The organism is Cyclobacterium jeungdonense, assembly GCF_010994275.1.
Lineage (GTDB): Bacteria > Bacteroidota > Bacteroidia > Cytophagales > Cyclobacteriaceae > Cyclobacterium > Cyclobacterium jeungdonense.
In genome coordinates this window covers 266,594-282,974 of the sequence record NZ_WMCD01000006.1, presented here as the reverse complement: position 1 = coordinate 282,974, position 16,381 = coordinate 266,594, and the positions used below count along the sequence as shown (strand labels likewise).

General features: G+C 45.2%; 10 protein-coding genes. 4 read left to right on the top strand and 6 right to left on the bottom strand.

All coding sequences use genetic code 11. The features are described from left to right. Positions 1-31 precede the first annotated feature (31 nt). From GKS34_RS14200 to GKS34_RS14190, 3 genes are all read right to left on the bottom strand, one after another. The gene (locus tag GKS34_RS14200) at positions 32-634 is read right to left on the bottom strand and encodes a DNA-3-methyladenine glycosylase I (protein WP_163385509.1); all 603 of its coding nucleotides are present in this window, start codon (positions 632-634) and stop codon (positions 32-34) included. A gap of 78 nt (positions 635-712) precedes the next feature. Further along, positions 713-3,232 carry a M14 family metallopeptidase gene (locus tag GKS34_RS14195; protein ID WP_163385508.1) on the bottom strand — a complete coding sequence of 840 codons (2,520 nt, stop codon included), beginning with the start codon at positions 3,230-3,232 and terminating at the stop codon, positions 713-715. Positions 3,233-3,344: 112 nt separating this feature from the next. Beyond that, positions 3,345-4,007, bottom strand: a complete 663-nt coding sequence (locus tag GKS34_RS14190) for a Tll0287-like domain-containing protein (protein ID WP_163385506.1) — start codon at positions 4,005-4,007, stop codon at positions 3,345-3,347. 477 nt (positions 4,008-4,484) lie between these two features. Between GKS34_RS14190 and prfA the strand changes: the two genes are divergently transcribed. Next, positions 4,485-5,561, top strand: a complete 1,077-nt coding sequence (prfA, locus tag GKS34_RS14185; protein ID WP_163385505.1) for a peptide chain release factor 1 — start codon at positions 4,485-4,487, stop codon at positions 5,559-5,561. Here the strand turns inward: prfA and GKS34_RS14180 are convergent. From GKS34_RS14180 to mfd, 3 genes are all read right to left on the bottom strand, one after another. Further along, a complete protein-coding gene (locus GKS34_RS14180; RefSeq protein WP_163385503.1) occupies positions 5,558-8,365 on the bottom strand; it encodes a YCF48-related protein in 2,808 nt (935 codons plus the stop codon). The two genes, prfA and GKS34_RS14180, sit on opposite strands and share 4 nt — an antisense overlap. Before the next feature lie 286 nt (positions 8,366-8,651). After that, complete coding sequence (gene gldJ, locus GKS34_RS14175) at positions 8,652-9,824, bottom strand: gliding motility lipoprotein GldJ (protein ID WP_435380170.1); 1,173 nt, start codon at positions 9,822-9,824, stop codon at positions 8,652-8,654. Between the two features lie 399 nt (positions 9,825-10,223). After that, positions 10,224-13,568, bottom strand: coding sequence for a transcription-repair coupling factor (gene mfd / locus GKS34_RS14170; protein WP_163385500.1), 3,345 nt, complete (start codon positions 13,566-13,568; stop codon positions 10,224-10,226). 152 nt (positions 13,569-13,720) lie between these two features. Between mfd and GKS34_RS14165 the strand changes: the two genes are divergently transcribed. From GKS34_RS14165 to hflC, 3 genes are all read left to right on the top strand, one after another. Further along, the gene (locus GKS34_RS14165; protein ID WP_163385498.1) at positions 13,721-14,332 is read left to right on the top strand and encodes a cytochrome c oxidase subunit 3; all 612 of its coding nucleotides are present in this window, start codon (positions 13,721-13,723) and stop codon (positions 14,330-14,332) included. A gap of 90 nt (positions 14,333-14,422) precedes the next feature. Further along, the gene (hflK, locus tag GKS34_RS14160; RefSeq protein WP_163385497.1) at positions 14,423-15,400 is read left to right on the top strand and encodes an FtsH protease activity modulator HflK; all 978 of its coding nucleotides are present in this window, start codon (positions 14,423-14,425) and stop codon (positions 15,398-15,400) included. A 29-nt stretch (positions 15,401-15,429) separates the two neighbouring features. Next, positions 15,430-16,368, top strand: coding sequence for a protease modulator HflC (gene hflC / locus GKS34_RS14155; RefSeq protein WP_163385495.1), 939 nt, complete (start codon positions 15,430-15,432; stop codon positions 16,366-16,368). Positions 16,369-16,381: the final 13 nt, after the last annotated feature.

The following is a 16,381-nucleotide window of genomic DNA, read 5'->3' as shown; positions in this document are numbered from 1 at the left end:
AGTAGGGTCCTGTCATGATTGCTTGCTGATTTTACCGTGCCATGCGCTTGACTTCCTGATGCCGGAAGCATTGGACCAGATGGTCGCTTACAATACCGGTCGCTTGCAAATGGGAATAAACAATGGTGCTTCCCAAAAATTTAAACCCCTTTTGCTTCAGGTCACGGGCTATTTGGTTGGAGAGTTGGGTGGCCGCAGGAACCATTGAAAGGTCCTTCCATTCGTTTTGAAGGGGTTTTCCATTCACAAAACCCCAGATATAATCGGTAAATGTCCCGTAATCCTTCTGTATATCGATAAACTTACCAGCATTGTTAACCGCTGCCTCGATTTTCAAACGGTTTCTTACAATGGCCGAATTTTGAAGCAGATTTTCTATGTCAGCCTCGGTAAAAGCAGCCACTTTTTGATAGTCAAAATCATTAAATGCTTGAGCATATCCCTCCCGTTTTTTAAGGATGGTGGCCCAACTCAAGCCCGCTTGGGCACTCTCCAGCACCAGAAATTCGAAATGCTTGCGGTCACTGTATACGGGCACACCCCATTCTTCATCGTGATACTGAATGTACTGTTCGAATCCCAAACACCAGGGGCAGCGAAAGGTGTCGGTTTGGTTGAGGATAAAGTCGGCCATAGGTACGGAAAATTCCTAGGCAAGATAGGAAATAATTGAGAAAAAACGGTCATAGATTAAATCTATGACCGTTTTTTCTCAATTTCCGGAAAGGAAAAGGGCATTGGCAAGGATCAACTTGCCATCTTCCCAAAAACTACGAAATACGGGGTTATCAACCAGGTAAATCAATTGTCCCCTGCCTTTAGCTTCCACACCAAAAACCAGGGAACGTGCCATGCCGCCTTTGATTTTATATCCTATAAAACCGGTGCGGTGGCTGTCAGTTCCGGAGATATAACCTGCATTGATTCCCTGATCCATCAGCGCATACCGGTTGGAACTGTTTTTAAGGGTGTAAAAGGTTCCGTTTTTTCCGTAACCCAAAGGGTGGGTGGAATCCAATTGTACCTCAAATATCGCTCCGGCAGCATAATTGGATATGTCTAGCCGCTCTCGCTCTAGAAACGGAGCGATTTTTTCTGCCTCCATCGCCTTACCCTTGATGCTGTCCTGCAGGGCCTTTTCGTCCTCATCGGCAAAGGTACGTAACATCCCTTCTTCCTTGTCGGCAAATAGTGTCAGGGCCTCATCCAGTGCCAGTAACTTTCCACCCGCAGTTACCCATTCGGTAAGCGTTTCGTACAGCTCATCGGGATAACTCCCCGAAGGCAGCACCATTACATCGTATCGGCTCAAATCAGCGCTTGCTAATTGATCCCTTTCCAGAATCACCACCGGATACCTTAGTTCACTGTCCAAAAAATGCCAGATTTCACCAAAATTAAGCGATGAAACACCCTCTCCGCCTACCAGGGCAATGGAAGGTTTCTGAATGACGCGTACATGAGAAGAACCAAAATCTTTCCCACTGTCCACATATGCCGTATTCGTCTGGCCCAGGGAAATCTCAAATGAATTGGCCAAATCAGTCACCTTCTGGTGAAAGTTGGGTACATAATCATTTCCCCCACGGGTAATGATCAGCGAACCGGTAGGATAGCTATTTCCGGCCACTTCAAAGGGATACTCGTTGTAACGCACCCGAATTCCTTCCTGCAACAAAGCCGCGAGAAATTTGACATGAAGGGTGGCATTCCAGGGCGCAATATAGGCAAGTGTCTCCACATCAGGCTGGTTTGGCTCAAAGGCTGCTGCCTCGTAGGGCTGCCCCGCATCCAGGCGGCTTTCCATGGCAAAGGCCTCCAGCCCATAGGCATAAGGAAGGGCCCAGGAAGTAATGTCATAGGTTATACTATCGTTTAGCACCGGTTCGGGCTCAAAAAGCACCTGGGTCAAAACGGATTTGGGCTGGTAGGCGTTGATGATAATGTCATTTTCTTCCAGATTCAGGCGTTCTGACTGCCCGTTTTGATACGAAAAGCCGGTCAGGCTTGCGCTCTTCCCGCTGAGTCCATAGCGAATGTTGTTTTTGTCGAGCAAGTCCAGTAAGGCATGGACTTTTGCTGGAGGGTTGCTACCCTTGATTACAAAACTCTTGTACGGACCTACAGGATCCGAGCTGCTTCCTTCAAAATAATTAGAATAGGCTTCCAGTACCTTCTCCTTTAGATCAAATGTGGTTTGAATGGCAGAAATCCCGGTAGTGTGGTGGTGGATAATCCGGTCTTTAAGGGTAACAGTGTCCCCATCGGCCGTATATCCGCCTATTCCGGCACTTCCCGAGCCTCCTTGCTCAATCGTCATACCAATGGCCCCGTTGTACATGGGGTAGGTATCTCCGTAGCTGGGATAGAGTAAATCAAATCGCTCTTTGGTAAAATAAAACCAATCGTTTGCATCAAAATAAGTAGCCGTATTCCGGCCAAAACGTTCCTGATATTCCTGTTGAAAATCGGTCAACTGCACGTGAAGGGGCTCTGCAGCAGGGGCAAAATAATAGGGGGAATTGATTCCCTGCTCGTGAAAATCCAGGTGTACCTGAGGCAACCATTCGTTATAAAGTGCCAGACGCTGCTGAGATTCCACCTGTGTCTGCCAGGCCCAGTCCCTGTTCAGGTCAAACAAATAATGGTTGGGCCTTCCCCCCGGCCAGGGTTCGCGGTGTTCGATGGATTGCAGGTCGGGCTGCAGCACTTTATTCATTTTTTGTTGGTACCAGTTGACGTACCTTTCCTGCCCGTCCGGATTCACACAGGGATCTAAAACGACCAACATCTCATCCAGCCAGGGTCTGTATTGGGAACTATCGGGATCCACGAGCGAAAAAAGGGTCATCATGGTAGCTTCAGAAGAGACGGCTTCGTTGCCATGAACATTATAACTCATCCAATGTACCGGAATGGAAAGCTCCGGAGCCCCTTCCAGCATTCCTGCCCTCTTTAAATTATCCGTACGGATGGTTTCTAGTTGATTGATATTCTCTACCGAAGAGACAAAGGCGACAAGCAGCGGGCGCAATTCATTGGTTTTTCCATATTCTCGAAGCTTGACGGCGGGATTTTCCGATGCCACATGCTGAAAGTAGGCAACCACTTTATGGTGAGGTGTGAACCGTTCTCCTAATTCATATCCTAAAAATTCGGCTGGACTTTTGATTTGAGCCAGCAACATGGTCTGAAACATGAGTAAACCGGCCACTAAATAGACTTTTTTCATAAACAGATGAATAGGTAACAATACGTGTTCGCTTCACCATACGCGAAGGCGAATTTCTTTGCGAATATATAAAGGAAACTTTAAAAAGAAGGAAACAACCAAAGGGGTTGCTTTACATGTTTTTCACCACTTCTTTTTTGGGAATGGAAATGCTCCACATGCCCCGCAGGTCACCTACCTTAAAATTGATGGCTTTATCGTTAGGGTAGAGGGAATTGATTTTTTCAAGGGTCGCTTCGCTGATATCTTTGCCCGGCTCCCCGTGGCAATTCAAGCAAAGCCCTCCCGGGATGGTAATTGCTTTGGTAAACAACAGCACTTCTCCATCCTCTGCTTTCTGAATATTGGAGCGGCTATTGATATCGTTTTCGACATTGTACTGGTAAGCATCCAACAACGTTTTTTCCAGTTCATTGGGCTGGTTTTCAGGGTTCCGGTTTTTAACCGAGACCCTTCTAATTTCTACCTTGTGCTTTTCGGCTACCTTGTCCGTGATGGGCAATGCTTCTACCTGGCAAAAATCAATTGCTCCAGGCACTCCTCTTTCTTCTATTGCCTTTTGAAGGGCACCGATCAGCGTCGCCTGTGCATCCTGGCTAATTTCGTCCCCCCACTTCATGGCATGTGCGATGATTTCTGACTCGGCCACTTTTTTTACCTCATTTGCCTGGTTTACCTGTTCTACGATATCCCGGTCGATTTTTTTATTATTCCCACAGGAAATCAGAAAAAAAGAAACCGCTCCTATTGAAAGAAATGTCTGAATACTATTCATAAAAACCGTCTATCTATGTCTGCTAGTTAAAGATACACACTTGCTGCCAAAATTGTGCAATGGATGATTAAAATCATTTATGGCTTCTGTTTATGGGGTATAATTGGGAAACAGGGTTACTGGCGGTGAACCCATGGAACAACTCAAAGAGGCGGCAACGAAACGCCAATCTGAGGACGTTTTCCTTTGAATTTCTGCGCTAGGAAAATGGGAAAATTTGAACCGGTAAAAGTACCTTCCGCCCTCCCCGCGACGCCTTTGCACCCACCACTAGAAACAAAGCTGCTTCTATCTGGGACTAACAGGTATAGGATCGCAAAGTTCTATCCATCTACCCAATTTTCGAATTTTTTAAGATGATAAAGAATACTGGTCCCCTATTTAAAGCTAAAAGCACACTGCTACACCTTTCTGCTCCGCCGGGAGGGTATTCGTCAACAATATTGTTTATTTTTGCCCTTCAAACCATATCGTACCATGCTGGATAAACTGGAAGCCATAAAAGAAAGATTTGAAGAAGTAGCCCAGCTGATCATTCAGCCAGAAGCCATGTCGGACATGGGAAAGTACACCAAGCTTTCCAAAGAATACAAGGACCTGGAAAAGGTAGTAAATGTTTATGAAACCTACCGACTGACGCTGGAAAACATCAGCAGTACCAAAGCCCTTTTGGAAAAAGAAAAAGACCCGGAATTCAGGGAAATGGCGAAATTGGAATGGGAAACGCTCAAAGACCGCAAAGAGGAGCTGGAGGAGGAGTTGAGAAAAATGCTCATTCCAAAGGATCCCAACGATTCCAAGGATTGCATTCTGGAAATCCGGAGTGGTACGGGTGGTGATGAAGCGGCGATCTTTGCAGGGGATTTGTTCCGCATGTATGAAAAGTTTTGCGAAAAGCAAAACCTGAACCTTACTGTGCTGGATCTCACCTTTGGCACCTCTGGCGGGTACAAGGAAATCATCAGCTCCGTCTCTGGAGCTGACGTTTATGGTATGCTGAAATACGAATCTGGTGTACACCGGGTACAACGAGTACCAACTACAGAGACACAAGGAAGGGTTCACACCTCCGCTGCTACCGTAGCGGTGCTTCCTGAAATGGAAGAGGTGGACGTACAGATCGATATGAATGATGTGCGAAAAGATACCTATTGCTCCTCCGGACCGGGTGGACAATCCGTCAATACTACCTACTCTGCCGTGCGACTAACGCATGAACCTACCGGGCTGGTCGTTACCTGTCAGGATCAAAAATCCCAGATCAAAAACTTTGAAAAGGCCCTGAAGGTATTGCGGTCACGAATATACGAAATCGAATTGGCCAAGCACAACGAAACGGTAGGCGCTCAAAGAAGATCCATGGTGGGTAGCGGAGACCGATCCGATAAAATACGGACCTACAACTACCCTCAAAGCCGGGTCACCGATCACAGGATAAACAAAACCGTTTACAACCTGCCCGAAGTAATGGAGGGCAATATCGAAGAATTTATCAGTGCCCTTCGTTTTGCAGAAAATGCGGAAAAAATGAAAGAGGGAGGAATAGAGGACTAAAAAACAATGATTTTTCGTTTATAAGTAACTGTTCGGGTACGCAGAACCACGACATGCAATCCTTTGGGTAGGTCGGTAATGGGATACACAAACTGGCCTTCCTGCGTCTGAATCTGTCTGATTTTTTGGCCGCTTGCATTAAATACCTCCAGCCGGATCAATGATGGTAAGCCCTCCACCTGTAGGTGAATATCCCCAAATGAGGGGCTTGGAAATAGACGAATATCCGCATTAGCATCGTTTTCCGGCAGAGAAGTTATCAAGTTCACATTCACGGAAAGTACCTGACTAGGTCCCTGGTTACAGGCATTCATAGGCGTGACCTCCAACTGATGATCCCCCTCGTCGCTCCACCTGATACGGACCGAAGCAGTTCCCTGCCCATCGATTATTTCGCCTCCACCGTCCAGGGACCACTGGTAGTTGATATCCTGCACTGCTGCCACTTCATAATCCGCATCCTGAAAGCCGACTCTTCCGGGACCGGATATGGGTGCAGGCTGCTCCGGAATGGTAATCACCTGAATTAGTTTTTCCGTGGTCGGACCCTGTCCGCAAGGGTTCGTAGTGGAAACCGAAATGGACTGCTCGTTTAAATTAGTCCACTCAAGGGTAATTCGAGCCGTTCCCTGTCCGGAACGTACCACGCCACCGGTAGTTTCCCAAAAATACTGGGTTCCGGGGATGGAATCCACATAATATTCCTCCAGCGTATTCACACAAACTACTCCCTCGCCCTGTATGGCTGCGGTTTGCTGGGGTTGCTCTGACACGACCACTTCCAGCGCGGTAGTGGTTCCATTTCCGCAGTTGTTTTGGCCCCTCACCATGACCGCATTCCTTCCTGGTCCATCCCATCGTACGACAATCCGGGTGCTTCCCTGTCCTTCCAGTATCGTTCCCCCGTCTACTCTCCATTCATAACTGGTTCCCTCTTCTTCCAAATCCTGAATGGTATAGATTTGCTGACTAAGGCAAATGTCGACCTCTCCAAAAATGGTAGCGATGTCTAGTGGAACCTGGCAGGTATACTGATAAAAAATCCCATTTTCTCCCGCTGCATACCCAACGTTCAAGTCACCAAAACTCAGGCCGGTAAAATCCTGAAAGGTACCGGTAGGAAGCTTTTCCCAGGTTTCACCCGCATCAAAGGTCCGCATGATGGTGCCCTCATCTCCGGTAATAAATCCTACCGATTCATCCAGAAACTCCACATCACTGAAGTGTACCGGGACGCCTGTTTGGAGAGCAGACCAGGAATTGCCTTTATTAACGGTCTTCAAAACTGTTCCCCCATCCCCCACAAGCATGGCCGTATTTTCATCCAGCATTGTTACAGCATTTAATTTTGCGGTCTGGTTCAGGGGCACCCGATCCCAATTGACTCCTCCATTTTCGGAGCGAAGCAGGTATCCCTGATCCCCAATGATCAATCCGGTACCGTCATCAAAAAACAGAATGTCGCTGAAATTTATGTCGCTGTATCCGGAGGGAACCATCTCCCAGTTGACTCCTCTGTTTTCGGTTTTAGTAATCAGGCCCCTCTCTCCCACGGCAAAGCCCCTGTTGAAATCAAAAAAATACAAACCGTTGACATTCCGGTTAGTACCGGGATTTAAGGTGGTCCAACTTGCTCCTGAATTGGTAGTACTTAGAATATTCCCATTGTTTCCCGAGACAAAACCAGCATTACTGGTAACAAAATAAAGGTTATTAAAGGGAAGAGAAATGGGTCTGGACCGATCTGCAAACGTATTACCTCCATTTCCTGTCAATAGGATCAACCCCTGATCACCCGTAAGGTAACCTCTTAGGTCTGTGGTAAACTGAATGGATGTATAATCATTGGCCCTTCCTGACAAACGAATGCCCCAACTAGCACCCGAGTTATTCGAGGTTATTAAATTTCCACTGGCGCCAACTCCAAGCAGGTTATTGGTTTCAGGTCTGAATGCCAGTCCTTTGATGCTTTGTTGCGTACGGGAGTTTGCCGCGACAAAGGTAAGGCCACCATTATCAGTCCTCAGTATGGTGCCGTTATCCCCGCTAACCACACCAATTTGAGGGAAAGCAGGATTGAATACTACCTCGTGAAGATCGCTATCGATCCCACTATTGATGTATTGCCAATTTCTCCCTCCGTCCACCGTCTTAATGATGGTCCCCAAGTTTCCTACCGCGTACCCGGTGGTATCATCGGTAAAATGAATACCGTTTAAAGCTGCCTGAAATCCAGAAGAAAATGTTTCCCAGTCCTTGCCTGAATTCGTCGTTTTTAGGATCGCTGCATCAGAGGTAGCCGCATAACCCAGGCTGTCATTGACAAAAGTTAACCCGTTGATGTCGGCAGTGGTATTTACCGGTACCTCCTTCCAGGAAATCCCTCGGTCATCAGACCGTATGATGGCTCCTGAACTTCCTGTGACTACCAGAATATTATCGGTTACAAAGCGAATTTTCTTCCAGGATGCGGTATCTGAATGTTGGTAACTGTTCCAATTCGATCCGCCATCTATTGTACGGTGGAGCTGTCCCTCATCATCGATTACCAGACCAAATTGTTCATCATAAAAGGAGAGGTCCAGAAGGGTTCCATGGGAGGGCGATTTGATTTCAACCCAGCTAAGTCCGCCGTCAATGGATTTTAAAAATATATTTTCTCCGGCAATATACCCCACATTCTCATTGACCCAATGTATAGCAGAATAGTCATTGCCCCAGTCTCCTACTCTTCTCCAGCTTTGGCCAATACTTTCCTGAATACATACCAACAGGACGAAACCTAAAAATAAAGCCCGCTTCATACAAATGCCTAAGTTTAAATAAATTATGCTTACAAAAATACTATTAAATTCATGATTACACAGCAAAACACTATTTATTGCCTTCACCAATTCCAAAAGGCTTTTTTGTAGCTATCAATGAAAAAAATAAGGTCATGAAATCGAGCATGACGCAAGCGACACACGGAGGGATGATTATCCAACATGCGAGATTCCATGTGACCATTAAGAAACAATTATAGACATATGAAAAAAGGGGCGATTTGCCCCTTTTAAAATTTTTGGTAACCGGTATTCGTATTTCCAATTACCTGTCTTTTCCGCCAACAGCGATCATGGCACATCTAAATCCAATGTGATTAGAGGAAGAATCCTGATGCATAAACCTTCTGGTTCCAGGGGCAAGCCAATAGGCCACGTCTCTCCACGAGCCTCCTTTGTAAACCCGGTAGTTATCGTCTATCAACGTGGTATTGTACGTGTCTTCTTCGTCATAAACCCCATCTTTCCTTAGCGGATTCAAATCGTCAAAATCCTGAAAAGATAGCGGACGATACACATCCTGCACCCACTCGTTCATATTGCCGGCCATATTGTATAAGCCAAAGTCATTGGCGGGAAAATCGTATACGTTGGTAGGAATAATTTCTCCGTCATTGGATACACTACCGGGGATACCGGCATAATCTCCTCGTCCTCTTTTAAAGTTGGCCAAAAAATCCCCTTGTCTTGATTTTCTTTTAATGTTATATGGATTTCTGGGTCCCCTACCGTCCCAGGGATAAATTCGTCCGTTTTCCTGGTTCTCATCCATGTATTGTGTACCAATCATCGCTTTCGCTGCAAATTCCCATTCAGCTTCGTTTGGAAGTCTGTAATCGGGAAATACAGATCCTCTTTCGATTAGCTGATCCTTCGTAAGAGTTGAATCCAATTCATTCTTTTGCCTTTCCAATTCGTTTACATAAGCCGTCCGCCATTCACTGTAGGCATTGGCTTGCGTCCAACTTACCCCTGCCACCGGATAAAAATTGAAACCAGGGTATCGGAAATAATAGGTGGCATACACATCATTGTAAGACATCGTGCCATCCCACACATCTTCATTAGGTTCCAACTTTTGAATGGAGTCGGCGCTGACTCCGTCCCGCTTGGCCATGTTGAACAAGAATTCCTTGTAATCGACGTTGGTGACTTCCGTTTCATCCATGTAAAATGATGCGATGGTAACGGTTCGTTCTACATTATCCCGAAACCCCATGATATCCTGTTCCTGAGAACCTAAAACAGCTCTTCCACCCTGGATGAATACAAGCCGGGGACCAACCACCTCCGTAGGTAACCGGAACACTTGAAAAGAAGTAGAATCTTCCTCATCAAAACTATACTGAGCGCCTGTAGAAGCACTTACTCCTCCCGGATCACTGGCAGTCCTACGACCGGATTGATTACCACAGGAAGTAAATAGAAAGCCAAGCATTGCCAGCCCGGCAAAAAAACTAAAATGAAAATTTTTGTTCCCCAATTTCATCTGTTTATATTTTTTTTCAACGGTCAGATAGCCTCTTCCGATATTTAATCGGGAGAATCTCGCATGTTTTATAATCATCCAATATGTGACAGGTACGTCATGCTCGATTTCATGTGACAATTTTTTTGTTTTGCCCTATTAAAACGCTAATATATGATCAATAATATATTATACCAATATTCTTTTTCGCCAGTAGTCTTGTCCAAAAGAAAGGATTGAGCCAATTATGTGAAATACTACAAAAACCTTCATACCATAGTTATAAATGCTGGCATGAAAAATTTTGATTTATTTTGATTATTTCTTTATAAACCTCTCTTTCCCAAAAGGGTAAGGGGGTAGTCGGGATCAAGTCGCCAACATATCTCCCAGCCATCTTTTGGCTTTCCCTATGGAATCTACATCCCTTATTACCAATAGTAAACGATCTTTAGTCTCTTTTATTTTACAATACCTCCCTTTGGACTGTATGAAGGCCATGATATTTTGAAACACGGAAGAGCTGTAATAGGCGTCCTTTTTTGATGAAACGAAATAGCATTTCATTTGTTCGTTTTTCAAGGCCAGTTTTTCAAAACCCAGCCGCTCGGCCATCCAGCGCAATTCCACCGTTTCAAACAAGGCTTGAACCCGGTCCGGAATGGGACCAAATCGATCCCTGATTTCTTCTTTAAATGAAGCAAGTTCCTTTTCTTCCTTAATACCATCCAATTTGGAATACAATCCCAGTCTCTCGGAAATATTGCTAACGTAGTTATCAGGGATCAATAATTCCAGATCCGTTTCTATTACACAATCCTGAACCAGTACGGCGGTTTTTTCCTTCAGGTCTGATTCAAAAAGGGAGGCAAATTCAGTTTGCTTCAACTCCTGTACCGCTTCATCTAAAATTTTATGATACATTTCAAAACCCAGATCGGAAATAAAACCGCTTTGTTCAGCACCTAGCAAGTTACCCGCTCCGCGGATGTCCAGATCTCTCATCGCTAATTTGAATCCATCACCTAAATCTGAAAACTCCTCCAATGCCTGCAAACGTTTCCTGGATTCCGCACTCAGGGTGGAAGTGGGTGGGGTAAGCAAAAAGCAATATGCCTTTTTATTACTACGCCCTACCCTGCCTCTCATCTGGTGTAAATCACTCATGCCAAACATATGAGCCCGGTTTATTATGATGGTGTTGGCATTGGGAATATCGAGGCCAGATTCAATGATGTTGGTAGATATCAAAACATCGTAAGCTCCTTCAATAAAATCGACCATGACCCTTTCGAGTTTTTTTCCATCCATCTGCCCGTGGGCTCCTATTACTTTGGCATCGGGCACCAATCGTAGGATCAGGTTAGCAATGGAATCAATCTCTCCGACCCGATTGTGCACAAAAAACACCTGTCCTCCCCGACTCAGTTCATTTGCCACTGCATCCCGAATGATATCTTCCCTAAACGTATAAATTTCAGTGGTTACCGGCTGACGGTTTGGGGGTGGGGTGGCAATTACCGACAGGTCCCGGGCCCCCATCAGAGAGAAATGCAAGGTCCTCGGAATTGGGGTGGCGGTTAGCGTAAGCACATCGACATTTACCCGGAGCTCTTTGAGCTGCTCTTTTACCTTTACACCAAATTTTTGCTCTTCATCAATGACCAACAGCCCCAGGTCTTTGAACTTTATGTCTTTGTTTACGATACGATGTGTTCCGATCAGCACGTCAATTTCACCGCTGCTTACCTTTTGGATGATTTCCTTGGTTTCTTTGGCCGTCCGAAATCGGTTGATGTACTCCACAACAACCGGAAAATCGGCCAGTCGCTCCTTAAAAGTCTGGTAGTGCTGCATGGCTAAAATGGTGGTCGGGACCAAGACGGCTACCTGCTTGCGATCATTTACTGCTTTGAATACTGCCCGGACTGCTACCTCCGTTTTCCCAAATCCTACATCCCCGCAAACAAGACGGTCCATGGGGTAGGGCTTCTCCATGTCTTCTTTGACATCCGTTGTGGCCGTTGCCTGATCCGGCGTATCCTCATAGATAAAGGAACTTTCTAACTCCACCTGAAGTACACTGTCCTGGGAAAAGCGATGACCTGGGGCCGATTTGCGTTTGGAATAAAGGCGGATCAGGTCTTTAGCAATGTCTTTGACCTTTTTCTTTACCTTCTTTTTCTTGTTTTCCCATTCCTGAGAACCCAGCTTGGACATCGTGGGAAGGGTTCCTTCCTGACTGCTGTATTTGGATATTTTATGCAGGGAATGGATGTTGACATACAACAAATCATCGTCCCGAAAAACCAGACGGATGGCTTCCTGTAGCTTTCCATTTACATCTACTTTTTCTAATCCGGCGAAGCGGCCGATACCGTAATCCACATGCACAATAAAATCCCCCGGATGCAAACTTTTGATCTCTTTCAGCGTGAGGGCTTTGGACTTACTGCTCCTACCGCTGGTTTTGTAGCGGTGAAACCTTTCGAAAATCTGGTGGTCTGTATAACAAGCTAATTTTAATGAGGCATCTATAAACCCTTCCCTAAGGCTGATGGGCAGGGTTTGGATTTCAAGACTCGGGTCTACTTCCGAAAAAATATTCTGGAGCCGACCTATTTGCTTTTCACTTTCCGAGCAGATGATGTTTCGGATTCCTTTGGCCGCATTTTCGTTCAGGTTCTGAACCAACAAATCAAAATGCTTATTAAAGGAAGGCTGTGGCTGTCCCTGATACTGAAACTCGGGGACATCCTTCCAGGCAAACACATGGCCAAAAGCAACTTGCCTGAAAGGTGCAATGGCTTCCTCAAATGCAGCCTTTGACAAGAAAAGCTTTTCAGGATGCATCAGCAAGGTCTTACCGGCATCGCCACCATCCTGATAGTAATCCTGCCCCTTTTCGTATAAGCTCTCCAATACGCCCAGGCAATGCGCATAATCCTTTATCCAAAAACAAGTCTTCTCCGGAAAAAAATCCGTTAGCGGCTGTCGGGATTCTTCCTGCAAACTGGTCTGAATGTTTGGAATGATACTGATTTGATCAATGGGTACGGTGGACAATTGCGTCTCGGGATCAAATACCCGGATGCTGTCTATTTCCTTTCCAAACAATTCCAGGCGATATGGCATGTCATTGGCGTAGGAAAAAATATCAATAATCCCCCCTCTTACCGCAAATTGGCCTGCCTCGTAGACAAAGTCTGCCTTTTCAAAACCATAGGTACTGAATAACTCTTCAACGAAAGCCAAATCCACCATTTCGCCCGTACGAACGGTAAATGTGCTTTCTTTCAGGCTCTTTTTATTGATTACCTTCTCGTAAATGGCCTCTGGGGAAGTGACCAGTATTTTACCTGTCTCTGGTGACTGGGACAACTGGTTAAGTATTTCAGCGCGCAAAAGTACATTGGCGTTTTCAATGTCTTCGTGGTGATAGGGTTTTTTATAACTGGCGGGAAAAAGATAGGGTCGCGACCCTGTCAGGGCCTGCCAGTCTCCAGCCAAATAAGCAGCTTCTTCTCTATCATGCGCCAGCACTACATGAAATCCTCCCGTAAGTTTGACCATTGCCTGCAGCAGAATCATGTCCATACTTCCGGATAAGCCCCTAACCTGCATTCTATTATGGTGGCCTTCCCTCAAGGTTAAAGCCAGGTTCCTGACGAAGGGGTCTTCTTCGTAAAGCGACAAAAACGATTGTCTATCCAACGATATTTTATTTAATGGTCATAAACTAACGGCCGCAATTTATTAATTTCCCCGCAAATAAGGAGCCTTTGTTCCGGAATCCCATTCCTTGAGAAAATTAAATGGTTTGAACCAACAAAGGGTAGATTTGTTTTGTTACCAATTGGTAGGGTATGCAAAAAGAAGACAAAGCTCACTGGTTTCAAAAAATTGAAAACATGCATCCATACAGGACGATCCTGTACTTGGGTATGTTTAGCAGTGGTTTACTTTTTTTCTTTCTTACCACGGCATTTGTCCTTTCACAACCGGGTGCAGGTGTCTATGAGCAGTTTACTATTCCAAAATCATTTATTTTGAGTACCCTGGTTATCCTTGTTAGTACTTACACCTCTGGCAAGATAATTCCCGGATTCCTTTCAGAGCAACCAGAACAGGCAAAGAAATACTTGTTTTATACGCTTCTCCTGGGTTTATTTTTTTCGATTTCTCAGTTTTTGGGATGGACAGAACTTTCGGACATAGGCATAGACTTTCGGGGCATTCCATCAGGTAGTTTTCTTTACCTGTTAAGCGGTATTCACCTTTTCCATCTGGGTGGGGCACTGATTTACGCATTGGTGCTTCTGATCCAAATTGGGAAAACGGAGAAAGACCCTGTCAAATCCCTGATACTCCTGACCAACCCTTATGAGAAAATGAAACTGGAGTTATTTTCAGTTTACTGGAAATTCATGGATGCAGTCTGGTTAATCCTGTTCGTGTTATTTCTGTGGATGTTTTAGATTAGAATTCAGGCAGGCACCTTTGAAATGAGTTCGCTCCCTGGGGTTACTTCCATCAATTAATCGTAAATTGCAAAAAAAATAAATACTATGTCAGACAAACAATTTGAGATCAACGTCAACCCGGATTGGATAAAGAAATATTTATTCAAAATAGTTCTGGTGGTGGCCGCGGTAATTGTGCTGTTTTCAGCCGTTAAAACCGTGGGACCGGAAGAAGAAGGGGTGGTGATTCAATTGGGGGAATACAATCGCACCGTTAATCCCGGACTGAATTTTATTATTCCATTTGCGGAGACCATGTATAAAATTCCGGTTCAGCGACAATTGAAACAAGAATTTGGATTTCGGACCAGCAGTGCTGGAACGCAATCGGAATACGTGAAATCCGGATTCGGGGATGAAAGCATGATGCTTACCGGTGACTTAAATCTAACCGATGTAGAATGGGTGGTGCAGTACCGGATCGTCAATTCCTACAACTATCTCTTTAAAGTCCGAAATGCAGATAAAACGCTGAACGATATGTCAGAGGCCGCAATGAGAAAAATAGTGGGTGACCGCACTGTAAATGAGGTACTGACCGTGGGCAGGCAGGAGATTGCGACCAGTGTCGAAATTCTGCTACAGGAACTATGTGATGAATATGAAAATGGCATCCGAATCGATCAGGTGGTATTACAGGATGTAAATCCTCCGGAACCTGTAAAACCTAGTTTCAATGCGGTTAATGAAGCCCAGCAGGAAAGAGAAACGCTTATTAATGAGGCAGAGGCCGATTACAATCGGGTAATCCCAAGAGCGAGGGGAATAGCAGATGAAACCATCCAATTAGCAGAGGCCTATGCCTTAAACAGAATAAATGGTGCGAGAGGGGAAGCCGAGAGGTTTAATTCCGTCTATGCGGCATATATCAAGGCACCGGAAGTGACCAGGCAGCGTTTGTATCTGGAAACCCTCGAAAAAGTGCTCCCGAAAATCGGAAATACGATCATTACGGATGAAACGGGAAGCAACGTCTTGCCTTTGCTAAACTTAAACAAGGCCATCCAAAATCCTACTCCCTGAGCCTAACGGAATAGAAAAAAAGTCGACAAATGAAAAAAAGTAAAATAGTATACATTGTATTAGTGGTAGTAGCATTGATCTTTATTGGTCAGAGTGTGTTCATCCTCGATGAAACACAGCAGGCTATTGTTACGCAATTTGGTAAACCAGTGGGAGAACCACGCACCAGCCCTGGGGTTAACTTTGTTATTCCCTTTATACAAAAGGTGCAATTTTTTGATAAGCGCTACCTGGAATGGGATGGGGACAAAAATCAGGTACCCACTAAAGACAAGAAGTTTATTTTTGTCGATACCTATGCCCGCTGGCAAATTACAGACCCCTTGCAGTTTTTTATCCGTTTGAGGGACGAACGTTCCGCTCAATCCAGGCTGGATGACATTCTGGATGGAGAAACCCGGAATGCCATCGCCAGCAACGACCTGTTGGATATTGTTCGTTCCACCAATCGGGATCCGGAAGTCACGGAAGACTTTATGGAAGAACTGGAAGTTTTGGAGGACATCGAAGTGGGCAGGGAGGCGATCGAAGAGATCGTTTTACAAAAGGCCAATGAAAGGACTTCAGATTTGGGCGTGCGAATTCTGGATTTCAAGTTTAAGCGTATGAACTACGTAGATGAGGTGCGCGACAGGGTTTATGACCGAATGATAAGCGAACGAAACCGGATTGCGGATCAGTTCCGTTCAGAAGGCCAGGGTGAAGCCCGCAAAATCCAAGGGGATAAAGAACGGGATCTTGCTCAAATTCAATCGGAAGCGGTTAGACAGTCTGAAGAAATTCGTGGTCGGGCAGATGCTGAAGCAACGGAGATATACGCTTCTGCTTACAACAAAAACAGGCAGTCTATCGACCTGTACCAATTTCTACGGTCCATGGAAGCGCTAGAAAATTCGTTGGATGAGAAAACCAATCTGGTAATCTCTTCAGACAGTGATTTATTTAAATACCTGAAAAACATGCAATAAATAATAAATCAAC